Source organism: Streptomyces sp. NPDC060064 (assembly GCF_042736455.1).
GTDB lineage: Bacteria > Actinomycetota > Actinomycetes > Streptomycetales > Streptomycetaceae > Streptomyces.
Genome location: NZ_JBHWWF010000025.1, coordinates 105,621 through 130,018, shown reverse-complemented (window position 1 = coordinate 130,018; position 24,398 = coordinate 105,621). Strand labels below are relative to the sequence as shown.

Annotated in this window: 24 protein-coding genes and 1 pseudogene; 18 read left to right on the top strand and 7 right to left on the bottom strand. The window is 70.4% G+C overall.

The window, feature by feature from the left end:
* The first annotated feature begins 22 nt into the window (after positions 1 to 22).
* From uvrA to ACFWDI_RS27460, 5 genes are all read left to right on the top strand, one after another.
* On the top strand, positions 23 to 2,491 hold the full coding sequence (uvrA, locus tag ACFWDI_RS27480; protein ID WP_385307726.1) for an excinuclease ABC subunit UvrA: 2,469 nt from the start codon (positions 23 to 25) through the stop codon (positions 2,489 to 2,491).
* Positions 2,492 to 2,945: 454 nt separating this feature from the next.
* Positions 2,946 to 4,214, top strand: coding sequence for an IS110 family transposase (locus ACFWDI_RS27475; protein ID WP_385307724.1), 1,269 nt, complete (start codon positions 2,946 to 2,948; stop codon positions 4,212 to 4,214).
* On the top strand, positions 4,180 to 4,770 hold the full coding sequence (locus ACFWDI_RS27470) for a hypothetical protein (protein ID WP_385307722.1): 591 nt from the start codon (positions 4,180 to 4,182) through the stop codon (positions 4,768 to 4,770). Before ACFWDI_RS27475 ends, ACFWDI_RS27470 begins: the two co-directional genes overlap by 35 nt.
* Positions 4,722 to 5,102 (top strand): DUF2267 domain-containing protein, encoded by a 381-nt coding sequence (locus ACFWDI_RS27465; protein ID WP_385307720.1) that lies wholly within the window; start codon positions 4,722 to 4,724, stop codon positions 5,100 to 5,102. The genes ACFWDI_RS27470 and ACFWDI_RS27465 overlap by 49 nt, the downstream gene beginning before the upstream one ends.
* Before the next feature lie 163 nt (positions 5,103 to 5,265).
* Positions 5,266 to 5,706: a hypothetical protein gene (locus ACFWDI_RS27460; protein ID WP_385307719.1), complete on the top strand. Its 441-nt coding sequence runs from the start codon at positions 5,266 to 5,268 to the stop codon at positions 5,704 to 5,706.
* A 716-nt stretch (positions 5,707 to 6,422) separates the two neighbouring features.
* Here the strand turns inward: ACFWDI_RS27460 and ACFWDI_RS27455 are convergent.
* Positions 6,423 to 7,313, bottom strand: coding sequence for a LysR family transcriptional regulator (locus tag ACFWDI_RS27455; protein ID WP_354885081.1), 891 nt, complete (start codon positions 7,311 to 7,313; stop codon positions 6,423 to 6,425).
* A 266-nt stretch (positions 7,314 to 7,579) separates the two neighbouring features.
* On the opposite strand from ACFWDI_RS27455, the gene ACFWDI_RS27450 reads away from it, so the two are divergent.
* Both ACFWDI_RS27450 and ACFWDI_RS27445 read left to right on the top strand, forming a co-directional pair.
* Positions 7,580 to 8,767 carry an MFS transporter gene (locus tag ACFWDI_RS27450; protein WP_385307717.1) on the top strand — a complete coding sequence of 396 codons (1,188 nt, stop codon included), beginning with the start codon at positions 7,580 to 7,582 and terminating at the stop codon, positions 8,765 to 8,767.
* Between the two features lie 104 nt (positions 8,768 to 8,871).
* On the top strand, positions 8,872 to 9,717 hold the full coding sequence (locus tag ACFWDI_RS27445) for an aldo/keto reductase (RefSeq protein ID WP_385307715.1): 846 nt from the start codon (positions 8,872 to 8,874) through the stop codon (positions 9,715 to 9,717).
* A 132-nt stretch (positions 9,718 to 9,849) separates the two neighbouring features.
* On the opposite strand, the gene ACFWDI_RS27440 is transcribed toward ACFWDI_RS27445, so the two are convergent.
* On the bottom strand, positions 9,850 to 10,140 hold the full coding sequence (locus ACFWDI_RS27440; protein ID WP_385307713.1) for a hypothetical protein: 291 nt from the start codon (positions 10,138 to 10,140) through the stop codon (positions 9,850 to 9,852).
* A gap of 144 nt (positions 10,141 to 10,284) precedes the next feature.
* Here ACFWDI_RS27440 and ACFWDI_RS27435 point away from each other — a divergent pair.
* From ACFWDI_RS27435 to ACFWDI_RS27420, 4 genes and pseudogenes are all read left to right on the top strand, one after another.
* Positions 10,285 to 10,623, top strand: a pseudogene (locus ACFWDI_RS27435) (short-chain fatty acyl-CoA regulator family protein); the annotation flags it as partial.
* Between the two features lie 170 nt (positions 10,624 to 10,793).
* Positions 10,794 to 11,210: an aspartate 1-decarboxylase gene (gene panD / locus ACFWDI_RS27430; RefSeq protein ID WP_385307711.1), complete on the top strand. Its 417-nt coding sequence runs from the start codon at positions 10,794 to 10,796 to the stop codon at positions 11,208 to 11,210.
* 49 nt (positions 11,211 to 11,259) lie between these two features.
* Positions 11,260 to 11,604, top strand: coding sequence for a GNAT family N-acetyltransferase (locus tag ACFWDI_RS27425; protein ID WP_385307710.1), 345 nt, complete (start codon positions 11,260 to 11,262; stop codon positions 11,602 to 11,604).
* Between the two features lie 28 nt (positions 11,605 to 11,632).
* On the top strand, positions 11,633 to 12,265 hold the full coding sequence (locus tag ACFWDI_RS27420; protein ID WP_385307708.1) for an aspartate/glutamate racemase family protein: 633 nt from the start codon (positions 11,633 to 11,635) through the stop codon (positions 12,263 to 12,265).
* A 306-nt stretch (positions 12,266 to 12,571) separates the two neighbouring features.
* Here the strand turns inward: ACFWDI_RS27420 and gndA are convergent, their stop codons facing one another.
* Positions 12,572 to 14,014: an NADP-dependent phosphogluconate dehydrogenase gene (gene gndA / locus ACFWDI_RS27415; protein ID WP_385307706.1), complete on the bottom strand. Its 1,443-nt coding sequence runs from the start codon at positions 14,012 to 14,014 to the stop codon at positions 12,572 to 12,574.
* 397 nt (positions 14,015 to 14,411) lie between these two features.
* On the opposite strand from gndA, the gene ACFWDI_RS27410 reads away from it, so the two are divergent.
* The 6 genes from ACFWDI_RS27410 to ACFWDI_RS27385 all read left to right on the top strand — a co-directional run bounded on the left by ACFWDI_RS27410 (position 14,412) and on the right by ACFWDI_RS27385 (position 20,411).
* Positions 14,412 to 15,173: a DeoR/GlpR family DNA-binding transcription regulator gene (locus tag ACFWDI_RS27410; protein WP_385307705.1), complete on the top strand. Its 762-nt coding sequence runs from the start codon at positions 14,412 to 14,414 to the stop codon at positions 15,171 to 15,173.
* 130 nt (positions 15,174 to 15,303) lie between these two features.
* Positions 15,304 to 16,662 carry an ABC transporter substrate-binding protein gene (locus ACFWDI_RS27405; RefSeq protein WP_385307704.1) on the top strand — a complete coding sequence of 453 codons (1,359 nt, stop codon included), beginning with the start codon at positions 15,304 to 15,306 and terminating at the stop codon, positions 16,660 to 16,662.
* 23 nt (positions 16,663 to 16,685) lie between these two features.
* A complete protein-coding gene (locus tag ACFWDI_RS27400; RefSeq protein ID WP_385307745.1) occupies positions 16,686 to 17,633 on the top strand; it encodes a carbohydrate ABC transporter permease in 948 nt (315 codons plus the stop codon).
* Positions 17,630 to 18,511, top strand: coding sequence for a carbohydrate ABC transporter permease (locus ACFWDI_RS27395; RefSeq protein ID WP_385307703.1), 882 nt, complete (start codon positions 17,630 to 17,632; stop codon positions 18,509 to 18,511). The genes ACFWDI_RS27400 and ACFWDI_RS27395 overlap by 4 nt, the downstream gene beginning before the upstream one ends.
* Positions 18,508 to 19,500, top strand: a complete 993-nt coding sequence (locus ACFWDI_RS27390; protein WP_362683211.1) for a zinc-dependent alcohol dehydrogenase family protein — start codon at positions 18,508 to 18,510, stop codon at positions 19,498 to 19,500. Before ACFWDI_RS27395 ends, ACFWDI_RS27390 begins: the two co-directional genes overlap by 4 nt.
* Positions 19,497 to 20,411, top strand: a complete 915-nt coding sequence (locus ACFWDI_RS27385) for a PfkB family carbohydrate kinase (RefSeq protein WP_385307702.1) — start codon at positions 19,497 to 19,499, stop codon at positions 20,409 to 20,411. Before ACFWDI_RS27390 ends, ACFWDI_RS27385 begins: the two co-directional genes overlap by 4 nt.
* Positions 20,412 to 20,494: 83 nt before the next feature.
* On the opposite strand, the gene ACFWDI_RS27380 is transcribed toward ACFWDI_RS27385, so the two are convergent.
* Positions 20,495 to 21,079 (bottom strand): cysteine hydrolase family protein, encoded by a 585-nt coding sequence (locus ACFWDI_RS27380; protein ID WP_385307701.1) that lies wholly within the window; start codon positions 21,077 to 21,079, stop codon positions 20,495 to 20,497.
* Between the two features lie 74 nt (positions 21,080 to 21,153).
* Between ACFWDI_RS27380 and ACFWDI_RS27375 the strand changes: the two genes are divergently transcribed.
* Positions 21,154 to 22,170: a GlxA family transcriptional regulator gene (locus tag ACFWDI_RS27375; RefSeq protein WP_385307700.1), complete on the top strand. Its 1,017-nt coding sequence runs from the start codon at positions 21,154 to 21,156 to the stop codon at positions 22,168 to 22,170.
* Between the two features lie 51 nt (positions 22,171 to 22,221).
* Here the strand turns inward: ACFWDI_RS27375 and ACFWDI_RS27370 are convergent, their stop codons facing one another.
* Genes ACFWDI_RS27370 through ACFWDI_RS27360 form a run of 3 tightly spaced genes read right to left on the bottom strand, consistent with a single transcriptional unit; the run spans position 22,222 to position 24,362 of the window.
* Positions 22,222 to 22,764, bottom strand: a complete 543-nt coding sequence (locus ACFWDI_RS27370) for an NUDIX hydrolase (protein ID WP_385307699.1) — start codon at positions 22,762 to 22,764, stop codon at positions 22,222 to 22,224.
* A gap of 11 nt (positions 22,765 to 22,775) precedes the next feature.
* Complete coding sequence (locus ACFWDI_RS27365) at positions 22,776 to 23,900, bottom strand: adenosylhomocysteinase (protein WP_385307698.1); 1,125 nt, start codon at positions 23,898 to 23,900, stop codon at positions 22,776 to 22,778.
* A 15-nt stretch (positions 23,901 to 23,915) separates the two neighbouring features.
* Positions 23,916 to 24,362 carry an ATP-binding protein gene (locus ACFWDI_RS27360; RefSeq protein ID WP_385307696.1) on the bottom strand — a complete coding sequence of 149 codons (447 nt, stop codon included), beginning with the start codon at positions 24,360 to 24,362 and terminating at the stop codon, positions 23,916 to 23,918.
* Between the last annotated feature and the right edge of the window lie 36 nt (positions 24,363 to 24,398).

Here is a 24,398-nt window from a genome sequence, read left to right as displayed (position 1 = left end):
CGCGATCAGGTAATCAGGAACGGTGAACAAGGAGGCGACCGACCCCTTCGTGCATGTCCGGGGCGCCAGTGAGAACAACCTGCGGAACATCGACGTCGACGTTCCGCGGGACGCGATGGTCGCCTTCACCGGCGTCTCCGGTTCGGGCAAGTCCTCGCTCGCGTTCGGCACGCTCTACGCGGAGGCCCAGCGGCGCTACTTCGAGTCCGTAGCACCGTACGCCCGAAGGCTGTTGCAACAGGTCGGCGCACCGCACGTGCAGGAAATCACCGGACTGCCACCCGCCGTGGCCCTGCAGCAGCGACGCGGGTCGCCCAGCTCGCGTTCGACGGTCGGCACCATCACCACGCTGTCCAATCTGCTACGCATGCTGTACTCCCGCGCCGGCACCTATCCGCCCGGGGCCGCACGGCTGGAAGCCGAGTCGTTCTCACCCAACACCGCGGCCGGCGCCTGCCCGGAGTGCCACGGACTGGGCGTCGTGCACGACGTCGCCGAGGACCTGCTCGTCCCGGACCCCTCGCTGAGCATCCGCGAGGGGGCGATCGCCGCCTGGCCGGGCGCCTGGCAGGGCGCCAACCTGCGCAGTGTCGTGAGCGGCCTGGGGATCGACATCGACCGACCGTGGCGCAGGCTCAGGAAGAAGGACCGGGACTGGCTGCTGTACACGGACGAGCAGCCCTCCGTGTACATCGAGCCGGAGGAGGACCGCGTCGACTACGGCTACCAGGGCAAGTTCTGGAGCGCCCGCAAGCACGTCATGCACGTCCTCGCCGACTCCAAGAGCGAGAAGATGCGCGAACGGGCGCTCCGGTTCGTCAGGAGTGTGCCCTGCCCCGAGTGTCACGGCAGCGGACTGCGGCCCGAGGCGCTCGCCGTGACCTTCGCCGGACGTTCCATCGCCGAGATCAACGCGATGCCGCTCACCGAGGTCGTGGCGCTGCTGCGGCCCGTCGCGGGGCGGTCCGAGGCCGACGCCACCACGTCGACCGCCCGATCCGGGGAGACGACCGAGGTCGCGGTCCGGATCTGCGGCGATCTGGTCGCGCGGGTCGACGTACTGCTCGACCTGGGCCTCGGATATCTCAGCCTCGGGCGCCGCTCGACGACCCTGTCGCCCGGCGAGGCGCAGCGCCTGCGGATCGCCACCCAGCTGCGCTCGGGGCTGTTCGGCGTCGTCTACGTTCTCGACGAACCCTCCGCGGGCCTGCACCCGGCTGACGCGGAACCGCTGCTGGACGTGCTGGACCGCCTCAAGGCGGCGGGCAACTCGCTGTTCGTCGTGGAGCACGACATGGACGTCGTACGGCGGGCAGACTGGGTGGTCGACATCGGCCCCGGCGCGGGTGAGGGCGGCGGACGCGTGCTGTACAGCGGCCCGGTCGCCGGTCTTGAGCGGGTCGGGGAGTCGGCCACGAGCCAGTACCTGTTCGGGCGTGCCCAGCCGCTCGATCACAGCCCGCGCACACCGCATGGCTGGCTGCACCTGAGCGGCGTCTCCCGCCACAATCTGCACGACGTGTCCGTCGACGTACCGCTCTGTGTACTGACGGCGGTGACGGGCGTGTCCGGTTCCGGAAAGTCGACGCTGGTGACGCAGGTGCTCGCCGAGGTCGTCCGCGGCCATCTCGGATTCGTACCCGAGGAGCCCGACGAGGCGCAGCTGGAGGTCGACGTCCAGGACGCGTCGGGGGTCGAGTCGTTCGACCGGCTGGTCCGGGTCGACCAACGGCCCATCGGCCGAACTCCCCGGTCCAACCTGGCCACGTACACGGGGATGTTCGACGCGGTGCGCAAGCTGTACGCGGCGACGGACGAGGCCAGGGCGCGCGGCTACTCGGCCGGGCGGTTCTCCTTCAACGTGCCCGAAGGGCGGTGCGAGACCTGCCAGGGCGAAGGATTCGTCGCGGTGGAACTGCTGTTCCTGCCCGGCACCTACGCGCCGTGCCCGACCTGCCAGGGCGCCCGGTACAACGCCGAAACGCTGGAAGTCACCTACCGCGGCAAGAACATCGCGGAAGTACTGGCGCTGTCCGTCGACGCCGCCGCCAAGTTCCTGTCCCCCGTCCCGGCCGCCTCCCGCAGTCTGGAGACGTTGCGCGAGGTGGGACTGGGGTACCTGCGGCTGGGCCAGCCCGCGACGGAACTCAGCGGTGGTGAGGCGCAACGCATCAAACTGGCCACCGAACTGCAGCGAGCCCGCCGCGGGCACGCGCTCTACCTGCTCGACGAGCCGACGGCGGGGCTGCACCCCTCGGACATCGCGCTGCTGCTGCGACAGCTGCACCGGCTCGTCGACGCCGGCAACACGGTCGTCCTCGTCGAGCACGACCTGGACACGATCGCCACCGCCGACTGGGTCATCGACCTCGGGCCGGGCGGCGGCGACGCGGGCGGGCGGGTGGTCGCGGCGGGCCCGCCGGCCAAGGTGGCGAGGGCCCGCCGCAGCGCCACCGCGCCCTATCTCGCGGCCCGGCTCGCGCGCTCCTGACGACGGCGCGAGGGGCTGAGCACCGGTCAGCCGGGTTCGGGGCGCAGGGTCGCGCGCGTCGCCATGCTGCGTTCCAGCTTGTGGCGGATATCGCTCGCGAGGTATTAGGGCACCCAGCCGAGACTGGAACAAGACCGGGCTCGGTGCAGGGGTCGGGTTGAAGGGCAGGCAGCGGTAGCCGCCCTTCTCCAGACTGCGAGGTGTCTCATGAGACTGCGAGGTGTCTCATGAGTCCACCGGATCCCCTGCGGCGACGCCCGTTCCGGGCGGAAAATGGTTGCGGTTGCTGCCTGTTGACGCCGTGATGTCTGTGACCTTCGAGATCGTTCATGAGCCGGGCGCGGGGAGTCAGCCAACGGGCGCCTTCAATGTTGCTTCGAGCACGAGGATGAGACTTCCCATCAGCCCTTTGGCTCCCACAGGCAGCAGCTGCCCGGGAACCGAGGAGGCACTGGTGCTCGAAGAGACTCAGGACACGGAAGAGATCATCGAGCGGGTGGCCGCGCTTGACATCGGCAAGGCTGAGGTCGTGTGCTGCACCCGGGTTCCCCGCGATGGGTCGCCGGGGCGGCGCATGCAGGAGGTCGTGACCTATCCGACGATGACCCGCTCCCTGCTGGGGATGTCGGACCATCTGCGCTGCCTGGGGGTGACCCGGGTGGTGATGGAGGCCACGTCCGACTGCTGGCGGCCCGCGTTCTACATCCTGGAGGCGGCCGGCTTCGAGGCGTGGCTGGTCAACGCGAAGGACGTCAAGCACCTGCCGGGGCGTCCCAAGACTGACAAACTCGACGCGGTCTGGCTGGCCAAGATCGCCGAGCGGCAGATGATCCGCCCCAGCTTCGTGCCGCCCCGCGAGATCCGCGCGTTACAGGACCTCACTCGATATCGCACCGACCTGGTGGCGGCACGCACCAGCGAGAAGCAACGCGTGGAGAAGCTCCTGGAGGACGCCCAGATCAAGCTCAGCACCGTGGCCAGCGACGTCTTCGGCTCGTCGGGCCGGGACATGCTCGCCGCGCTCATCGCCGGCGAGCGTGACCCCAAGATCCTGGCCCAGTACGCCCGCCAGCGCCTGCGCGCCAAGCTCACCGCGCTGGAGGAGGCGTTCACCGGCAAGTTCACCGACCACCACGCGTTCCTGCTCACCAAGATGCTCGGCCGCATCGACGCCATCGACGCCGACATCACCGCACTGGACACACGGATCGGCGCCGAGGTCGCTCCCTACGCCGACGCCATCGCCCGGCTGAGCGAGATCCCCGGCATCAACCCGATTGCCGCCCGCGTGATCACCGCCGAGATCGGGCTGGACATGACGCGCTTCCCCACCGCCGCCCACCTCGCCTCCTGGGCGAAGTTCGCGCCCAGCGTCAAGGAGTCCGCAGGGAAGAAGAAGGGCCGGGGCAACCCCGGCCACGGCAACTCCTACCTGGCCCGAGTCCTGGGCAACTGCGCCACCGCCGCCGGCAAGACCGACACCTTCCTGGTCGAGCGTTACCGCCGCATCGGCCGCCGCCGCGGCAGGAAGAAGGCCCTGGTCGCGGTCGGCCGCTCTCTCCTGGTCGTGATCTGGCACCTGCTCTCGACCCCGGACACCCGCTTCCGCGACCCGGGATCCGACTACTACGACACCCGCATCGACCCCGAACGCCGCAAGCGCAACCACATCCGCCAACTCGAGGCCCTTGGCTTCACCGTCATCCTGGAGCCCGCCACATAACGAGGGCACGGCTCGGCCCGTCGGTACTTCGGCGCGCGGCGAATGGCACACCACCGTCCTGGTCCGCCCCAGCGTCGAGGGCGAGGAGGCCGGCGGCCTCTTCCACCCGGGGGCGGAGCCCGGCGAGTCCGGGCCGGCGCGCCGCCTGTGTGCCTGGCGCGAGAGCGCCCCGCGCATCACCGACATCGAGGACCCGGAACTGCACAGGACGCTGCGGCGGAGCCCGGAGGACCTGGGCGCGCTGCGCATCTTCGACCCGCGGCACCCCGAACACACGGCGGTCGCCGCAGGTGCCCCCTGGTTCATGGCCCTGTTCGGCCGCGACTCGCTGCTGTCCTCGTACATGGCACTGCCGTTGGACCCTGCACACCACGGTGAACGGAGGCGTCAAGCTGTGGGTGGTCGTGGTCACCGCCGTCCGTGCGCGGGCGCGGGCCGGGTCGGCGTGGCAGGCTTGCAGGGGGGCCGCGCCGTTCGTCGCAACACAGCAGCGAAGGGGTACGACGCATGGATGAGAAGGAATTCCTCCGTACCGTCGCCGAGCGCACCGGACTGAGCCGGCAGGAGGCGGCGGACCTGACCTGGGCCACGCTCGAGACGCTGGCCCACCGGCTGAGCCCGGGGGAAGCCAGGGACCTGATCACCGAGCTCCCCGAGGGCCTCGCGGAGGCGGTGCGCCGGGGAACCACGGACCGCATCGAGCGCTTCGGCCACCACGACAGCGTGCGGCGCGTGGCCGAACGCACCATGCTCAAGGAGGAGGAAGCCGACCGGGGTGTGCGGACCGTACTGGCCGTGCTCCGGGAGGCGATCAGCGAGAAGGAGTTCAACGACCTGATGTCGCAGCTCGGAACGGACTTCTCCCAGGCCCTCGAATCCGCCGGGTGACCCCGGATCCTTCGGCACGCCGACCGCGCCACGGCGGCCAGCGGCCCGCACGCTGCGTGTGCGCCGGGGACGGCCGGCACGGTGGGTGACACCCGCGGACCGCTGGTACCTCGCGGCCGCCATGGCGTGAGGCGCACACGAAGGTGTGGTCACGACGGCTGACGTGCCCGAGACGTCCTCCGGCAGATCCGTGCGCGTCGTGCTGGTGGCCGACCCCGGCCTGCCGTCGGAGATCGCCCGGGCTCTCGCCCCCCGGTTACCCGACCATCTCCGCCGGGCAGTCCGTGCTCGGGTCAGATGGCAGGTCGACACGACGACCGCCCCGCTCAGCGTGAGCGAGCAGGCCGACGTCTCCGACACCGCCGAGGCCGTCAGAAGCCACCTGGACGGTGCCGAATGGGACGTGGCGATCTTTCTCACCGACCTTCCGCGGCGGGCCCGGCTCTACCCGATCAGCGTCGAGGTCGACACCGCGCTCCGGGCCGCTCTCATCTCCCTTCCCGCCCTTGGGGTCCGCCGCCTTCGGCGCCAGGTGCGGCAGGCCGTCGTGGATGTCGTCCGAGAGCTGGTCCGCACGAGGAGACGCCCAGGCACCCTGAGGTGATCGGCCGCCCGCCGCGCGAACCGGTACCGGACACCCGTCCCGGCCCCGAGCAGCCCCAGCGCTACGTCGTGCCCGGCCTGCGCGGCCACACCCGACTCGTCGCCGGCAGGGTGTACGCCAACCGCCCCCGGCGGCTGTTCGGCTCCCTCTCCCGGGCCCTGGCGGGCGTGTTCGCCACGGCTACGGTCCTGTTCATCAACAGCGCCACCCGGAACCTCGCCACCGCACTCGGCGCCGTGCAGCTTGCCGTCATCACCGCTGTGTCCGCCGTCGCGCTCACCCTGTGGATCATCGTCGACCACCAGCTCTGGGAGCGCGGCGCCCATCTCCCCGCACGGCACCATCCCCTGTACCCCTACAACCTGGTCACCTTGGTCACCATCGCGCTCGCGGTGGTGGTGCTGGCCACGGCCCTGTTCGCGACTCTGGTCGCCGTCTCCTTCCTGCTGCTGGACGCGTCCGTCCTGCGTAAGTTCATCGGACGGCAGGTCGGCGTCGGCGACTACCTCTTCCTGGCCTGGTTCATCACCGCCATCGCGATGATCGGCGGAGCCTTCGGCACCAGCCTCGAAGGGGACGAGAAGGTGTCCGACGCCGCCTATGGACGACGGCAGCGTGAGCGTCAGCGGATGCTGCGGCAGATGCGCGGCCGGAGCGAGGCGGACGCAGGGGGCCGGACACCACCGACGGGTGACGCCCGGGCCGCGGCCCGGGCGTCACAGGGCGATGACGTGGAGGTCGACCAGCTCGAGCAGCGCCCGCAGGGCCGAGCTGGGCCGCCGGGTCGACGACGTGCCGAGATGCATGCTCCAGCGGAGCATGGTGCCGTGGACGTCCAGGACGTGCAGGCCGGGGGTGCGGGCAACGGCGAACGCGGGCAGGAAGGCGATGCCCAGACCGTGCCGGACCAGTGCCGCCCCCATGTCGATGTCGGGCACTTCCAGGGCCACCCGGCGTACGACGCCCGCCGCCGCGAACGCCCGGTCGACCACCTCGCGGTTGCCGTAGCCCGGCGGGAAGTCCACGAAGGGCTCCCCCGCGAGGTCCGCAAGTGCCACCTCCCCCCGCTGCGCGAGCGGATGGGCGGCGCTCACCACCAGGACGAGCGGCACGGTGGCCAGCTCCCGTGCGTCGATCCCGGCGGGCTTGTGCTCGGGCAGCGACAGGAAGGCCACGTCCAGGTCCCCGCTGAGCAGCGCGTGCGCCAGTCCGGCCGAGCCGGTCGTCGCCAGCCGCAGCCGGACGTCGATCGCCGGATGCCGCGCGTGCAGCTGCCCGAGGAGCGCAGGCAGGTCCACCACCTCGACCGAGGCCATGGCGCCCACGTTCACCGTGCCGCGCAGCGTGTCCTGTGCGGCGCGCACGGCGTCCTGGGCCGCCTGGGCGGCGTGCAGGGTGGCCCGAGCCTCCGGCAGCAGCGCCGCGCCCGCCCCGGTGAGCCGGACCTGCTGCGACGTGCGCTCGAACAGCGCGCAGCCGAGCTCGCGCTCCAGGGAGCGGATCGCGGCGGACACCCCGGACTGCACCACGTGCAGCCGACGGGCGGCACGCGTGAAACTCAGCTCCTCGGCGACCGCGATGAAGTGCTCCAGCTGACGTAGCTCCACACGAGAAGTATCACTCACATTGCTCGAGCCAAGCAAAAACATTCGTTGGCATTGATCCTGGCTGGTGAGGAGGATGGAAAGCGCCATCCAATTCCGCCCAAGGAGGGGTACCCCTGCCTGCCGTTCCGACGCCGCTGAGCCGTCCCACAGCCGACACTCCCGGCGACCCGACCCACCGGATCCCAGCACCCGCTCCCGCCGACCTGCCGCCCCGCGCCCCCGCCCGGCGCCGTGCCTCGCACGCGACCGGCTTCTGGTTCGTGGCGGTGGCCTTCACCGTGCTGATGGCCTTCGGCACCGCGCCGACCCCGCTGTGGCCGCTGTACGAGGCCAGGGACCACTTCGGCGCGACCACGGTCACGGTGGCGTACGCCTCGATGGTCGTGGGCGCAGCGGCCGCCTTCCTCGGACTGGGACACCTGTCGGACCGGCTCGGCCGGCGGCGCATCATCGTCCCCGCGCTGCTGGTCGGCATCGTCGCGTCGGTCGTACTGATGGTGTGGCGGGACCTGCCGGGGCTGATAGCGGGCAGGATCCTGAACGGTGTCGGACTGGGGCTGATGGCCTCGACCGCGACGACGTACCTGCACGACCTCCACCACGAGGCCCGTCCGGAACGGGCGGGTTCGGTGCTGCCCGGGATCGTGGCGACCGCCGCCAACCTCGGCGGCCTGGCCTCAGGGCCCCTGGTCGCCGGAGCCGCCGCCGAGTGGCTTCCCACGCCCCTGATCACCGCCCAGGCGATCTTCACGCTCGCCATGGCAGTGTGCCTGGCGCTGGTGCTGTGCACCCCGGAGACCGTGGACCTGGAGCTGCCCGCGGTCGAACCGCCCAGCAGGTTCGTCCTGCGCCCCGGCGGCCGGCGGACGTTCGGCGCGGCCGGCGCGCTGGGCGCCTTCGCCTTCGCGATCCTCGGCCTGATCTCCTCCCTCGGGGCGAGCGTGCTCCACGGCACCCTGCACACCGACTCGCACCTCGTGGTCGGCCTGGCGGCCTTCCTCATGTTCGGTTCCGCGGCGGCCGCCCAGCTGGTGCTGGGACGTCTCCCACTGCCCCGGGTCCTGACCGTGGGGGCAGTGGTCTTCCCGGTGGGCCTGGTCCTGTGCGCCGTCGCCCTGTACCACCCGGCGCTCTGGCTCTATCTGGTCGCCGTGTCCCTGTCGGGAGCCGGCTCCGGGCTGCTGTTCAAGGGAGGCGTCGAACGTGCCGTTTCAGTGGCCGAGCCCGCCTCACGCGCGGGGGTCCTCGCCGTGTTCTTCGTCGTCGCGTACCTGGGAATGGGCCTGCCCTCCGTCCTGTTCAGCATCGCCCTGCGGCACTTCGCCGTGCAGACCGCGATGATCGGCTTCGCGGCGGTCCTCTCCTGCGGCGCCGTTGTGTCGGTCGCCGTCGCGCTGCGCGACCGCGCACCCGGTCCCGGCACGCTCTCGGCGCAGTCCGCTCGCCCCTCCTGACCTCCCTGCGGCGCATGCGACACCGGTTGCCTGGGAGGCGCAGACCTGGGCACTCTGTACGGGTGTGCGCGTGACACGGATCCGCGGCAGACGGGAGGCACGAGATGTCTGCGGGATCGGCCAGAACGATCGCACTCCCCTCCGGTGAGGAGATCGCGGCGCTCGGGCAGGGCACCTGGTACCTGGGCGAGGACCCGGCCCGGCGTGCCCAGGAGATCACCGCGCTGCGGCTGGGCGTGGACCTGGGCATGACCGTCGTCGACACGGCGGAGATGTACGGCGACGGCGCAGCCGAGGAGCTCGTCGGGGAGGCCCTCCGGGGGCGCCGGGAGGAGGTCTTCCTCGTCAGCAAGGTGCTGCCCGGCCACGCCGACCGGAAAGGCACCGTCGCCGCCTGCGAGGGCAGCCTGCGGCGGCTCCGTGCGGAACGGCTGGACCTCTACCTGCTGCACTGGCGGGGACGGTGGCCGCTCGAGGAGACCCTTGCGGGATTCACCGACCTGATGGAGGCGGACAAGATCCGTTACTGGGGCGTGAGCAATCTGGACATCGCCGACATGGTCGAACTGACCACTCTCGCCGGCGGCGACGCCGTGGCCGTCGACCAGGTGCTGTACAACCTCTCCCGGCGCGGCATCGAGTGGGACCTGCTCCCCTGGTGCCGCGAGGCCGGGGTGACGGTCATGGCCTACTCGCCGATCGAGCAGGGGCGGCTCCTGAAGGTCGAGGCACTGGGTGCCGTGGCCCGGGCCCTCGGAGCCACGCCGACCCAGGTGGCACTCGCCTGGGCGCTGGAACAGGGAGTGGCCGCGATCCCGCGTTCCGGATCACCCGACCACGTTCGGGAGAACCGCGGCGCGGTGGACCTCCACCTTCCTACCGAGGCGCTCGACGCCCTCGACGAGGCGTTCCCGCCGCCCAGCGGGCCCACGCCCCTGGAGATGCTCTGAAGGAGTTGACAGGATGGCGCGCCCCCCGCTCGTCGTCGGAATGGGAGATTCGCTCATCCGAAAATGGACCGACCGCGAGGCGCGCGTCAGCGGCCTGTGAGCGAAGTACCGACGGGCCGAGCCGTGCCCTCGTTATGTGGCGGGCTCCAGGATGACGGTGAAGCCAAGGGCCTCGAGTTGGCGGATGTGGTTGCGCTTGCGGCGTTCGGGGTCGATGCGGGTGTCGTAGTAGTCGGATCCCGGGTCGCGGAAGCGGGTGTCCGGGGTCGAGAGCAGGTGCCAGATCACGACCAGGAGAGAGCGGCCGACCGCGACCAGGGCCTTCTTCCTGCCGCGGCGGCGGCCGATGCGGCGGTAACGCTCGCCCAGAGCGGCGCAGCGGCGGGCGGCGGGACCACCGCGGCCTGAGACCCCACCGAGCAAGCGGTGCCGGACCAGTGTCCGTCACCGCTGCCGTCGCGACGGGGGGCGACGGCCTGCACGGTGCGGTTGGTCGGCATGGTCTCGACGCACACGTCAGAGCCCGGGCTACCGACCGATCATGGCCCGATCGCCCACCGCATGCGCCCCGGCCGCATCCACCTCCAGATCGCCGAAATGCCCGAGGTACAGCGCTGCTTGTGGACCGGGCGTGCCGTCACCCGGCACCGCGGCGGCTGGGGCGAACCCGGCAAGACCTTCGCCATCGGCCTCGGCTGCGAGATCCGCCACGCCCACCGCCTCGTCTACGCCGACGGCCTCGATCTCACCAATGTCTCCGCCGCCACCCACATCGGCATGGGCTGCCGCGTCTGCGAACGCCTCGACTGCCCCCAGCGCGCCGCACCACCTCTCGGCCACCCGCTGCGGATCGACCAGAACACCAGCACCTTCGTGCCGTACCCCGTGACAGAGGACATGACCTGACCTGGCCGGCTCTCGTCGTCTCGCGCGGCATCAGAAAAGTCAGCAACGGGTCAGCGTGAGTCCTCGAACACCTGGCGACAGCTGACCGAACATGCGAAACGATGTAACCTCCGAAGACCGCCCTTGACCTGCAATAGCAGGCAGGGAGCAGACGAATCGGGAGTTTCTTCGTGTTTCGTACAGTATTCAAGTCCAAGATCCACCGGGCCACCGTGACCCAGGCCGATCTGCACTACGTCGGCTCCGTCACCGTCGACGCCGCGCTGATGGAAGCCGCCGATCTGCTCCCCGGCGAGCTCGTCCACATCGTTGACGTCACCAACGGCGCCCGGCTGGAGACGTATGTCATCGAGGGCGAGCGCGGCTCCGGAGTCATCGGCATCAACGGCGCGGCCGCCCACCTTGTGCACCCCGGCGATCTGGTGATCCTGATCAGCTACGCCCAGGTCGACGACGCCGAGGCGCGCAGCCTGGTGCCCAGCGTCGTCCATGTCGACGCGGAGAACCGGATCGTCGCCCTCGGCTCGGACGCCTCCGCGCCCGTGCCCGGCAGCCGTACGGAACGCAGCCCGCACGCCGCCGTCTGATTCGCGGAGCGTCGTCCGCCGTCCGGCCCGCCCGAAGGAGGCACCTGCCGTGGCAGATCCCGATATCCGCGACAACCGTCCGGCAGGACTCCTCGAGGCGTACGAGGACGGCCAGGTCACCGGCCGCATCGTCTACTTCACCCTCTACGCGACCCCGGCCGCCCTGGTCGCCGTCCACACCGTGGTGGAGCCGGAGTACGAGGGCAAGGGCATCGGGGGCGCGCTGGTGCGGGAGTTCTACGCGATGGCGGCGCGTGAGGGCGTGCCCGTCGTACCGCTGTGCCCGTACGCCGCCGAGTGGGCCCTCCGCCACCCCGACGAGGCCCCCGCGGCCCCGGCCGAACTGGTGCGGGCCGCGCAGGAGCAGCTGAAGGCGAATCCCCAGCTCCGGTGACTCCCGCAGCGGCGTTAGCATCCCTGTCATGCTGGCGCTGCTGCACACCTCCCCGGTCCATGTCCCCGTCTTCGAGACCCTGCGGGACGAGGACCACCCGGGGCTCGCGCTGCGTCACCTCGTCCACGAGGAGCTACTGGCAAGGGCTCGCGAGGACGGCCCCGCGGCGGTCACCTCCACGGTCGCCGCCGTGCTGGCCGGAGCCGTCGCCGAGGGTGCGACCGCGGTGCTGTGCACCTGCTCCACCATCGGCGGCGTCGCCGAGGCATGCGCCGCCGAACTGGGCGTACCGGTGCTGCGGGTCGACCGTCCGATGGCCGCGGCGGCGGCCGGGAAGCGTCGCGTCGTCGTGGCCGCGACCGTGCACAGCACCCTGGAGCCGACAGCCGCGCTGATCCGGGAAGAGGCCGCGGGCCGGCACGTCGACCTGCGCACGCTGCTCGTCGACGGCGCCTGGGAGCGCTTCGAGGCGGGCGACCGCGACGGCTTTCTGAACACGGTGGCCGCCGCCGTCGACGCGGTGCGCGAGGCGGATGTCATCGTTCTGGCCCAGGCCTCGATGGCGGACGCCGCCGACCGTACGAGGACGGCTGTCCCGGTCCTCTCCAGTCCTCGGCAAGGGCTGCGGGCGGCCGCCGAGGTGGTCTCGTCCGGATCATGACGCGTGGACCCGGCGCGCGTGGGCACGCGCAACGGGAGACATTGGGAACGCGACTCCGTACCTCTGGAGGTCTGGCATGACCCAGCCGCCCGTCCCCCCTTCGCCCATCCCGACGCCGGGCCCGCCCGGACCCGATCCTGGCCCGCTGCCGGGCCCGGTGCCGACGCCCTCGCCCCCGCCGGGACCCGCGCCGGACCCCATCCCGACGCCGCCGGGCCCGAGCCCCGACCCCGTACCGGAGCCGGAGCCCGCGCCGGGACCGGCGGGCTGACCGCCCGCCGTTGACCCGCCCGGCGCAGCCGCGGATCAGTCGGTGCGCACCTCCGAGCGGTCGCCGCCCCAGAGGGTGTGGAACGAACCCTCCCGGTCGGTCCGCCGGTAGGTGTGCGCGCCGAAGAAGTCGCGCTGGCCCTGGGTGAGCGCCGCGGGCAGCCGCTCGGCGCGCAGCGCGTCGTAGTACGCGAGGGCCGCCGAGAAGCCCGGCGTCGGGACGCCCTGCCGGGCGGCCGACGCGATCACTTCGCGCCAGTCGTCCTGTGCCGTGCCGATCTCCTCGGCGAACTGCTTGTCCGACAGCAGGCTCGGCAGGTCGCGCTGTGCGTCGTACGCGCCGCGGATCCGGTCCAGGAACGCCGCCCGGATGATGCAGCCGGCCCGCCAGATCGCGGCGACCGTGCCGAGGTCGATGTCCCAGTCGTACGCGTCGCTGCCCGCCTGGATCTGGTGGAAGCCCTGGGTGTACGAAACGATCTTGGATGCGTACAGCGCCTGCTCGACCTGGTCGGCGAATCGCGCGGCCTCGGCCTCGTTCAGCGGCTCGGCCGTCGGGCCCGGCAGGGCGCGCGAGGCGTTGCGCAGCTCGGCGTGGCCCGACAGTGAGCGCGCGAAGACCGCCTCCGCGATACCGGAGACCGGCACACCCAGATCGAGCGCGATCTGCACCGTCCAGCGGCCCGTTCCCTTCTGCTCCGCCTGGTCGGCGACGATGTCGACAAAGGGCTTTCCGGTCGCCGCGTCCGTATGGGCCAGCACCTCGGCCGTGATCTCGATCAGATACGAGTCGAGCCGTCCGGTGTTCCAGGTGCGGAAGGTCTCGGCGATCTGCGCGGGGGAGTAGCCCGCGACCGCGCGCAGCAGGTGGTACGCCTCGGCGATCAGCTGCATATCGGCGTACTCGATGCCGTTGTGCACCATCTTCACGAAGTGACCGGCGCCGTCCGGGCCGATGTGCGCGACGGTGGGCGTGCCGTCGGGGGCCTTCGCGGCGATCTTCTCCAGCAGCGGGGCCAGGGAAGCGTACGACTCGGGGGACCCGCCCGGCATGATGCTCGGCCCGTGCAGCGCACCCTCCTCGCCGCCCGAGATGCCCGCGCCCACGAAGTGGATGCCGCGATCCCGCAGCTCCTTCTCGCGGCGGACGGTGTCGGCGAAGTGGGCGTTGCCGCCGTCGATGATGACGTCGCCCTCCTCCAGCAGCGGCGCGAACTCCTGGATCACGGCGTCCGTCGGATCGCCCGCCTTGACCATGATGACCAGGCGGCGCGGGCGCTCCAGGGCCGCGACGAACTCCTCGGCCGACTCGGCGGGCACGAAGGTGCCCTCGTGACCGAACTCCTCGACCAGCGCCCGCGTCTTCGCCGCTGTCCGGTTGTGCACGGCCACCGTGAAGCCGTTGCGGGCGAAGTTACGGGCGAGGTTGCGGCCCATCACCGCGAGCCCCGTGACGCCGATCTGGGCTGTTCCACTCATACGTGTGCTCCTGGATGTCCGTCGGAAAATCCATCTCCGCCTCTGCACATACGTACGGGCGGAGCCAGCCATTCATTGATCCTCAAGCCCTCCGGATTGTTCCGCATTCCGGGCCGGCCACATCGCGCCACGGCTCAAGTGTCCGCCCGCGGGCAGGGTTCGGATGCCGTCAGGGCGGGAAGCGGGCAGCTCCGTCCACCCCGTTTCCGGCCCGATGGTGCCCGACCAGCGCCGACGGCTTCGCTGAAACGGGCAGATTCGGGCACAGCAGATCCAGCGAAGAGCCTGGTCGAGCGGCCGTGCCTGCTTGTACAAACGACGCATGAGCCCGAACGGACGCGCCGGGCTCGCAGCACCAGCAGAAGCAGAAGCAGAAGCAGAAGCAAGGAAGTGTGCCGTGGACACCGAGGAACGCCGACGAGGAATTCTCGAGACGGCCCGGCGGGACGGGTCGGTCGACGTCAACCGGCTCTCCGACCAGTTCCGGGTGGCCAAGGAGACCATCAGGCGGGATCTGCACACCCTGGAGGAGCACGGACTGGTCCGGCGTACGCACGGCGGGGCCTACCCCGTCGAGTCCGCCGGCTTCGAGACCACGCTCGCCGTACGCACCACCCGTCATGTGCCGCAGAAGTCCCGGATCGCGGCGGCCGCCGCCGATCTGCTCGGTGACGCCGAGACGGTCTTCGTCGACGAGGGCTTCACCCCGCAGCTCGTCGCCGAAGCGCTGCCGCGGGACCGGCCACTGACCGTCGTCACCGCTTCCCTGGCGGTGGCGACCGTCCTCGCCGACGCCGAGAAGACCTCGGTGCTGCTGCTCGGCGGACGTGTCCGCGGCGGCACCATGGCCACGGTCGACCACTGGGCCACCCGGATGCTTGCCGACTTCGTCATCGATCTGGCGTACGTCGGCGCGAACGGCATCTCCCGTGAACACGGACTGACCACACCCGACCCCGCGGTCAGCGAGGTCAAGGCACAGGCCATGCGCAGTGCCCGCCGACGGGTCTTCGCCGGAATCCATACGAAGTTCGGCGCGGCGAGCTTCTGCCGCTTCGCCGACGTCGGCGACTTCGAGGCGATCGTCACCGACGTGGGCCTGCCCTCGGCCGAGGCGCAGCGCTACTCCCTCCTCGGCCCCCAGATCATCCGCGTCTGACCCCGACCCGCCCTCGGTGCCCAACTGGCGTACTCCATAAGTGCATTGATACCCAGCAGCCCGGCCGAGGCAGGGCCGTCATGCCCTGAACCACCGATCACCGAGCCGCTACGACCGATCAGGAGAAATCATGCCCCTCCAGCGACGACCACGTGGGATCCGCCTGAGTGTGGGGGCGGGCACGGCCGCCATGGCCCTGCTCGCGGGGTGCAGCGGAGCAGGTGCCTCCTCCTCCGGCGGGGGCGAGGCGGTGAACGTACTCATGGTGAACAACCCGCAGATGGTCGAGCTGCAGAAGCTGACCGCGGACAACTTCACCAAGGAGACCGGCATCAAGGTCAACTTCACCGTGCTCCCGGAGAACGACGTCCGCGACAAGATCAGCCAGGACTTCTCCAACCAGGCGGGCCAGTACGACGTCGCCACCATCAGCAACTTCGAGGTGCCGTTCTACGCCAAGAACGGCTGGCTGCACGAGCTCGGCGAGTACGCGGCGAAGGACTCCGCCTTCGACCAGGAGGACATCCTCAAGCCGCTGCGGGATTCGCTCACCGCCAAGGACGGAAAGCTCTACGCCGAGCCCTTCTACGGCGAGTCGTCCTTCCTCATGTACCGCAAGGACGTCCTGGCGAGGAAGGGGCTGACGATGCCGGCGCAGCCCACCTGGCAGCAGGTGGCCGATCTCGCGGCCAAGGCGGACGGCGCCGAGAGCGGCATGAAGGGCATCTGTCTGCGCGGGCTCCCCGGCTGGGGCGAGGTCATCGCCCCGCTCACCACCGTCGTCAACACCATGGGCGGTACCTGGTTCACCAAGGACTGGCAGGCGCAGCTCACCTCCCCCGAGTTCAAGAAGGCCACCCAGTTCTACGTCGACCTCGTGCGCAAGCACGGTGAGGCGGGCGCGGCCCAGTCCGGGTACGCCGAGTGCCTCAACAACATGACCCAGGGCAAAACCGCGATGTGGTACGACGCCACGGCCGGAGCCGGTTCCCTGGAGGCCGCCGGATCCCCGGTGAAGGGCAAGATCGGATACGTACCGGCGCCGGTGGAGAAGACCAAGAGCTCCGGCTGGCTCTACACCTGGGCCTGGGGCATGCAGAAGGCGTCCAAGAAGTCCGACAGCGCCTGGAAGTTCATCTCCTGGGCGTCCAGCAAGAAGTACGAGGCACTGGTCGGCGGCAAGAGCGGCTGGGCCAATGTGCCCGCGGGCAAGCGGGCCTCCACCTACGCCAACCCGGAGTACCGCAAGGCCGCGGGTGCCTTCGCGGACATCACCGAGAAGGCCATCGCGAGCGCCAACCCGGAGAACCCCGGCACCCAGCCCCGCCCCGCGCCCGGAATCCAGTTCGTCGGCATCCCCGAGTTCACCGACCTCGGCACCAAGGTCTCGCAGGAGATCAGCGCGGCCATCGCCGGCCGCCAGTCCGTCGACCAGGCCCTGGCCGCCTCCCAGAAGCTGGCCGAGAAGGTCGGCAAGGAGCAGCAGTGAGTGCCTCCGTCACCACACAGCCGCTGAACCCTCAGGTCCGGTCGAAGCAGGCGCGGCAGCCGAAGAAGCGGAAGGGGGGCGTACGGGCCTGGGCCACCCGGGCCCCGCTCCTGCCGGCCCTCGTCTTCCTGATCGCGGTCACCCAACTGCCGTTCGTGGCAACGCTGGTGATCTCGCTCTTCGACTGGAACTCCCTCAACCCCGACGCGCGCAGCTTCGCCGGACCGTCCAACTACACCTCCGTGGTCACCGACCCCGAGCTGCGCGACTCGGTCCTCACCACCGTCCTGCTCACCGCAAGCGTCGTCGTTGCCACCGTGGTGCTCGGACTGCTGCTCGCCCTGCTCCTCGACCGCTCCTTCTTCGGCCGCGGCATGGTGCGCACCCTGCTCATCACGCCCTTCCTGATCGTGCCCGTCTCCGCGGCGCTGCTGTGGAAGCACGCGCTCTACAACCCGGAGTACGGACTGCTCAACGGGGCACTGACCTGGATCGGCGAGCTGTTCGGCGATACGTCCCCGGCCCAGCCCGACTGGATATCCGGCATGCCGCTCATCGCCGTCGAAGCGGCGCTCGTCTGGCAGTGGACGCCGTTCATGATGCTGATCCTGCTCGCGGGACTGCAGAGCAGGCCCGCCGAGATGATGGAGGCGGCGCGCCTCGACGGAGCGAGCGCCTGGCAGACCTTCCGCTATCTGACCCTGCCGCATCTGCGCCGCTACCTCGAACTGGGCGTCCTGCTCGGCTCGGTGTACATCGTGCAGAACTTCGACGCGGTGTTCACGATCACCTCCGGAGGACTCGGCACCGCCAACCTCCCGTACACGATCTACCAGACCTTCTACCAAGCCCACGAGTACGGACTGGCGTCCGCCGCGGGAGTCGTCGTGGTGATCGGCACGATGATCATCGCGACATTCGCGCTCCGGGTGGTCTCGTCCCTCTTCCGTGAGGAGGGGAACCGCGCATGACCGCCACCACGGCCGCTCCGGCTCCTTCGACACTGCTGCCACCCGCCGCGCGCCGGGCCAGGCGCCGCACCGCAGCGCTCGGCCTGCTGGCCTGGGTGGCGGGCATCGGGTTCTGTCTGCCGGCCGCATGGATGCTGCTGACCTCACTGCACTCGGAGGCGGACGCGGCGACCAATCCGCCCTCGCTCGGCGCGCCCTTGACCCTCGCCGGCTACCGGGAGTTCTTCGGCGCGGGCGGCGGCCCCAGCCCCTGGCCGTCCCTGATCAACTCCCTGACCGCGTCGGCCTTCTCCACGCTGCTGGTGCTCGTCCTCGCCCTCCCGGCGGCGTACGCGCTCTCCATCCGGCGCGTACGCAAGTGGACGGACGTGATGTTCTTCTTCCTGTCCACCAAGATGCTCCCGGTCGTCGCCGGTCTGCTGCCCGTCTACCTCTTCGCGAAGAACGCCGGGATGCTGGACAACATCTGGCTCCTCGTCATTCTCTACACCTCGATGAATCTGCCGATCGCGGTCTGGATGATGCAGTCCTTCCTCGCGGACGTACCCGTCTCCATCATCGAAGCCGCGCAGGTCGACGGCGCCCGGCTGCCGACCGTGCTGGCCCGGGTCGTCGCGCCGGTGGCCGCTCCCGGGATCGCGGCCACCGCCCTGATCTGCTTCATCTTCAGCTGGAACGAGCTGCTCTTCGCCCGCGTGCTCACCGGCGTGGTCGCCCAGACCGCGCCCGTCTATCTGACCGGATTCGTCACCAGCCAGGGCCTGTTCCTCGCCCAGCTGTGCGCCGCGTCCGTCGTTGTGTCCCTGCCGGTGCTCGCCGCCGGTTACGCCGCCCAGGACAAGCTCGTCCAGGGCCTTTCCCTTGGAGCTGTTAAATGAGGGCAGCGATCGTCGAAGCCCCCGGCAAGGTCTCCGTCACGACGGTTCCCGACCCCACCCCGGGACCGCGGGAGGTCGTCGTCTCGGTGGCCTCGTGCGGTCTGTGCGGCACCGATCTGCACATTCTGCAGGGCGAGTTCGCGCCCACGCTGCCGATCCTGCCCGGCCATGAGTTCGCCGGTGAGATCGTGGGCATCGGGAGGGAGGTCACCGAACTGGCCGTCGGCGACAAGGTCGCGGTCGACCCGTCCCTGCACTGTCATGAATGCCGCTACTGCCGGGCGGGACGCGGCAACCTCTGCGACCGCTGGGCCGCCATCGGCGTCACCGTGCCCGGCGGTGCGGCCGAGTTCGCCGTCGCCCCCGTCGCGAACTGCGTACGCCTGCCGGACCACATCGACGTCAGGGACGCGGCGCTGATCGAGCCGCTGTCCTGCGCGGTCCGCGGATACGACGTGCTCAACAGCAGCACCCTCGGCGCCAAGGTGCTGATCTACGGCTCGGGGACCATGGGGCTGATGATGCTGGAGCTCGCCAAACGCACAGGCGCCGCGGGCGTGGACATCCTCGACGTCAATCCGGACCGTCTCGCGACGGCCTCGCTGCTCGGCTGCTCCCGCTCGGCGGCCACCGCCGAGGAGCTGGAGCAGCCGGGCGGCTGGGACTTCGTCATCGACGCGACCGGCAATGCGGGGGCCATCCAGGACGGCCTCGGACGGGTCGCCAAGGGAGGCACCTTCCTGCAGTTCGGGGTCGCCGACTATGCGACGACCGCGGTGATCGAGCCGTACCGGATCTACAACCAGGAGATCACCATCACCGGCTCCATGGCCGTGCTGCACAGCTATGAGCGGGCCGCCGCGCTCTTCGCGACCGGGGTGCTCGACCCGTCCGTCTTCATCAGCGACCGGCTGCCGCTGGACCAGTACCCCGAGGCCATCGACCGGTTCAAGGCGGGCATCGGCCGCAAGATCGTGGTGGAGCCGTGAGCGACGGGCCCGACGGAGTCCTGGTACTGGGCGAAGCGCTCGTCGATCTCGTCCCCGTGCAGAGCGAGCCGGACGTCAGGCGCGCGCAGCCCGGCGGCGCACCCGCCAATGTGGCGGTCGGCCTCGCGCGCCTCGGCACGCCTGTCGCTTTCGCCGGAGCGCTCGGCGGTGACGGCTTCGCGCGGAGCATCGAACGGCGGTTGGCGGACGCCGGTGTGGACCTCACCCGCTGCGCCCGCTCCGACCTCCCCACGGCACTGGCGGTCGCCGATCCGGGGGAGACGGGGACCGGCTACCACTTCCACCTCCAGTCCACGGCGACCTTCCGTTTCCCGGACCGGGCGGCGGACGTCGGCCGCTTCGGCGCGGTGTACGTGGGAGGCCTGGCCGCGGTCGTCGAACCGGCGGCGCAGGCCGTCGCCTCGACCGCGCAGGCGGCCGCCCGGCACTCGCTGCTGGTGGTGGACCCCAATGTGCGCGAGGACCGCACGATCGATCCGCGCCGGGGCCTGGGGCTGCTCCGTGATCTGTGCGCGCTGGCCCATGTGGTGAAGGCGAGCGACGAGGATCTGCTGCGGCTGTGGCCGGACAGGGATCCGGACGAGAGCTGCCGCAGGCTTGCCGGGGACGGGCGCCTGGTGGTGATGACACGCGGCGCCCGCGGCGCCGCCGCCTACACCCCGGCCGGTCCGCCCGTCTCCGTGCCGGCCGTCCCGGTCGATGTGGTCAACACCATCGGCGCCGGGGACGCCTTCATGGCGGGCGTCCTCGCCTGGCTCGGCACCAGGGCCGGCTGGGATCGCACGCTGAGCCAGGACCGTGCGGTGGGCATGCTGGAGTTCGCGGCACAGGTGGCGGCTTCGGTCGTCACCCAGACGGGAACCGAGCCGACGGCCCCTGCCCATGCGTGACCGCTCGCCCCGCCGGATCCCCCTCCGGCGGGGCGAGCCGCTCCCGGTCTCGCCGATGCGTCCGTGTGCGGGGGCGGCCGCGTTCAGCCCGCTGCGGCCACGAGCTCCTTGGTCGTCACCACCGTCGCGAAGCCTCCGCCGTGCAGTGACACGGCCGATGCCTGCGCCAGTTCGTCCGCGGTCCGCCGCCAGCCGAACGGCCCCTCAAGGTCGAACGTGTACGTCGCGTCCAGCGCGAAGAGCACCTCGTACCCAAGGTTTCCACCCATCCGTGCCGTCGTCTCCGCGCACATATTGGTCTGGATCCCGGCCACCACGAACTGCGAGATGCCCTCAGCCCTGAACCACGCGTCCAGGTCCGGCGCCCCGTAGAAGGCCGAATTGACGGTCTTCGTCACAAACAGCTCCGCCGCGGCCCCCTTTCCGCGCCGCTGCTCGACGTACTCCTTGAAGCCGTTCCCCTCCTGTCCCTGCCGCAGCGGCGAGTCCGGCTTCGACGAGTCGTGCCGGACGAAGACGACCGGCCGCCCCGTGGCCTGCCATGCGTCGATGAGCGAGGCGATGTTCTCGTCAGCCTCCGGGTTGTTCCGCCGACCCCAGAAGTCCAGCTCATCGAAGCCCTTCTGTACGTCCACCACGACCAGTGCTGCGCTCTCTGCAATCTTCATGCCCACGATCCTGCCGCCCCGGTCCACTCGGCCCCAGAGGTGCACAAGTCAGCGATCGATGGTTTACTGCCACGGTGTCCGCCAAACCCGTCCCGTACCGTGTCGCCCTGGTCAGCTTCCCGGGCGTACGAGCCTTCGACGTCTCGGTCATCACCGAGGTCTGGGGCACGGATCGCACCGACCGCGGCGTCCCCGCCTTCGACCTGCGCCGCGTCGCCGCCGACACCACGCCCGTCCGCATGCGCGGGGGTCTCAGCCTCACCCCCGACCGCACGCTGGCCTGGCTGGCTCGTGCCGACCTGATCCTGGTCCCCGGCCTGGACGACCATCTCACCCGCGCCCCGGAACCAGTACTCGAGGCCCTGCGCCGCGCACACGTCCGCGGCACCACCATCGCCGCCCTGTGCGGCGGCGCCTTCACACTCGCCCAGGCCGGCCTCCTCGATGGCCGCCGCGCGGTCACACACTGGAACCTCGTCGATCTGCTCCGCGCCCATCACCCTCGCGTCACTGTCGAACCCGACGCGCTCTTCATCGAGGACGGCAGCATCTGGACCGCCGCCGGTACGGCCGCCGGCATCGACCTGTGCCTGCACTTGGTCCGCACGGCTCACGGCGCCGAGGCGGCCGCGACGATCGCCCGCTCAATGGTCACCGCCCCCTTCCGTACCGGAACCCAGGCCCAGTTCATCGAACACCCCACCCCGCGCACCGACCGCGACGCCGACGCCCTCGCATCCGTGCGCGAATACGCCCTCCATCACCTGCACGAACCGCTTGCCGTCGCCGACCTCGCCGCCCACGCGGGCATGTCGGCACGTTCCTTCGCCCGCCACTTCGCCGCGGCCACCGGCGCGACGCCCCTGCGCTGGCTCCTGGACCAGCGCATCGCCGCCGCCCAGAAGCTCCTCGAACACACCGACCTGCCCATGCCCGAGGTCGCCCGCCGTACGGGTTTCGGCAGCGAGATCACGATGCGCCAGCACTTCGCCGCGCGCCTCGCCACCAGCCCGCGCGCCTACCGCGCCTCCTTCGCCGCCCACACGTCGCCCGGACCGCGCACCGAACCCACAGCGCCCGCCCGCGCCTGACGGCTCGCCGCGCCGGATCGTCCTTCCGTGGACGGGGCAGCCGAGCACGTTTCAGCGCAGGGCCACGAGGACGCGGGTGCGCAGGGTCTCGTTCTCGATCGTGTCGGCGTAACGCCAGGCCGCGGCCGTGACTTCTTCGGTTTGCAGATCGACGACATCGGCCGAGGTGCGGAAGAGAAACCGGAAGTCGAAGTGCCGGTGGTCGGGTTCGCCCTTGGCGGGGTTGGCGGGAATGTGGTGGGCGTCGATATGTACAGGGCGGTGTCCGGCAGGGATGACGACCGAGGCGGTGATGCCAGTCTCTTCGGTCAACTCGCGCTGTGCTGCGGCGAGGAGGCTGGTGTCGTCCGGTTCGAGGTGCCCGCCGGGCAGGAGCCAGCGGTTCAGTGCGCGGTGCTTGACGTGGAGCACGCGCCCGGCGGGGTCGGCCAGGATCGCCCCGGCGGTGACGTGACCCCGGAACTCCTTACGGCCGGCGAGGTCGGCGGTGGCGTCGAGGAGCTCCGGGATGGAGGCGAGCCGCCATTTCTCGTCGGGGTGGGCGTCGAGGTACTCATCGAGGGTCTCGCGGATGTGCTCGGCTGTGATGGGCACGGGGTGTCTCCTTACCGGTTGAAGTAGTCGAGCCAGGTCGCGGCGATGGCGGCGCGGTCGGTCGGGCTGATCTCATGCATTCCGGGGTCGAGTCCGCCACGGGCGAGTGCGGCCGAGGCGGCGAGTATCTCGGCCTGGACGAGGAAGATGAACGGGCCCACGCTGGCGCCGTGCAGGAAGTTGACGGCGTTGCCGCCATTGAGCAGATAGAAGTAGTGGCCGGTCGTCAGGTACCGGGTGACGTGCTCGCCGATCGAGGCACGCTCGTACACGTCGGGCAGTCCGGCGAGTTCGAGTTCGTCCTCGCTGCTGGTCACGGTGGCGACATACGCGCCGTTGCGCAGCCGCGGGAAGTCCTCGCCGCGCAGCGAGAGAGCGCCGGTCGCGCAGAGTACGAGTCCGGCTTCCTCAAGCCCGGAGTTGCGGTCGCGAGCCACGGTGAAGCCCTGGGAGAGTGCCTGGGTTCGGCGTACCGGGTCGATGTCGTACACGGTGACGCGTACCCCCTTGGCGTGCAGGAGGCGGGCGATGGAGCTCCCCAACTTGCCGAAGCCGATCACGAGTGCGGTGCGACCGTGCAGGATGTCGCCTCGGCTGCGCATGAGCGCCTCCGTCGAGAACACGACCGACTGTCCGACGAGGAAGTCCTCGGGGTCCTTCAGTGGCGATCGGGCCACCGAGACAACCGGACAGGGCAGCTTTTCGAGGTCGGCGTAGCGCCGGTGGCCGTTCTCGGTGTCCTCGACCACGCCGAATATCCGGCCCGAGAAGCGGTGGCAGAGAGCCTCGAGCGAGGGGGCGAAGTAGCCGCCTACATCGAGGAGAACGACCGGGCGACCGGCGGCTCGCGCCTCGACGTACCGCACGGCTCGGTCAGGGTCGGCGAACAGCTCGCGCGACAGCTTGTCGCAGGCATGCCCGTCCGCCTCAATCTGACGTAAAGCCTCGGCGTGCACGGACTTCGGCTTGGGTAACACCGCGCGCAGTTCGGTCACACCCGCCACGCTCCGGACGAACGCCGGACGCTCCGGCAGTAGATGCGTGATCAGGAACGCGGCAGGCCGCTCGGGCGGAGCGAAGCGCGAGGCGATACGGCCGAAGTAGGCATCCAGACGGGCACGTTCGAAGGCTTCCATTCAGCGGGCTCCTTCTCATGCGGGCGGGATTTTGAATGCGAGCCAGACGGTCTTGCCGACTGCGTGCTCGACGACTCCGTAGTCGTCGGCCAGCTCGTTGACCAGGCGAAGCCCGCGCCCCCTGCTCTCGTCAACGGATAGGTAACGGACCTCGGGGAGCCCGTCACCGCTGTCCCGTACTTCGATTCGCAGGAGTCCATCGTCCGTGGAGAGCTTCACGGAGAACTCCCGGCCCGGCGGCACTGCGTGAAGTAGGGCGTTGGTGGCCAGTTCGGAGACGCACAGCCGTATGTCGTCCTGCCGGTCGGCAACACCCCACTCCGTGACGGTGCCGACAACGAAGGCACGCGCGGCGCCGATGGAGATGCGGGATCGGGGGAATCGTTGCTGCCGGGACAGGGCCACGGTGGGCACCTCCAGGATCAGGGGCTGCAGGCTCGTCGGAACCGTACTGCTATTCATGAAAAGCAGCAAGCTTGTCCCAAGGTGGACACGGTC

Bases quoted from the DNA above. Each gene is read 5' to 3' on its own strand.
- ACFWDI_RS27395 (WP_385307703.1), top strand. From the start codon at position 17,630: ATGACCGCCACCACGGCCGCTCCGGCTCCTTCGACACTGCTGCCACCC.
- ACFWDI_RS27390 (WP_362683211.1), top strand. From the start codon at position 18,508: ATGAGGGCAGCGATCGTCGAAGCCCCCGGCAAGGTCTCCGTCACGACG.
- ACFWDI_RS27420 (WP_385307708.1), top strand. From the start codon at position 11,633: ATGCTGGCGCTGCTGCACACCTCCCCGGTCCATGTCCCCGTCTTCGAG.
- ACFWDI_RS27465 (WP_385307720.1), top strand. From the start codon at position 4,722: ATGGATGAGAAGGAATTCCTCCGTACCGTCGCCGAGCGCACCGGACTG.
- ACFWDI_RS27405 (WP_385307704.1), top strand. From the start codon at position 15,304: ATGCCCCTCCAGCGACGACCACGTGGGATCCGCCTGAGTGTGGGGGCG.
- ACFWDI_RS27360 (WP_385307696.1), bottom strand. From the start codon at position 24,362: ATGAATAGCAGTACGGTTCCGACGAGCCTGCAGCCCCTGATCCTGGAG.
- ACFWDI_RS27445 (WP_385307715.1), top strand. From the start codon at position 8,872: ATGTCTGCGGGATCGGCCAGAACGATCGCACTCCCCTCCGGTGAGGAG.
- ACFWDI_RS27365 (WP_385307698.1), bottom strand. From the start codon at position 23,900: ATGGAAGCCTTCGAACGTGCCCGTCTGGATGCCTACTTCGGCCGTATC.
- ACFWDI_RS27380 (WP_385307701.1), bottom strand. From the start codon at position 21,079: ATGAAGATTGCAGAGAGCGCAGCACTGGTCGTGGTGGACGTACAGAAG.
- gndA (WP_385307706.1), bottom strand. From the start codon at position 14,014: ATGAGTGGAACAGCCCAGATCGGCGTCACGGGGCTCGCGGTGATGGGC.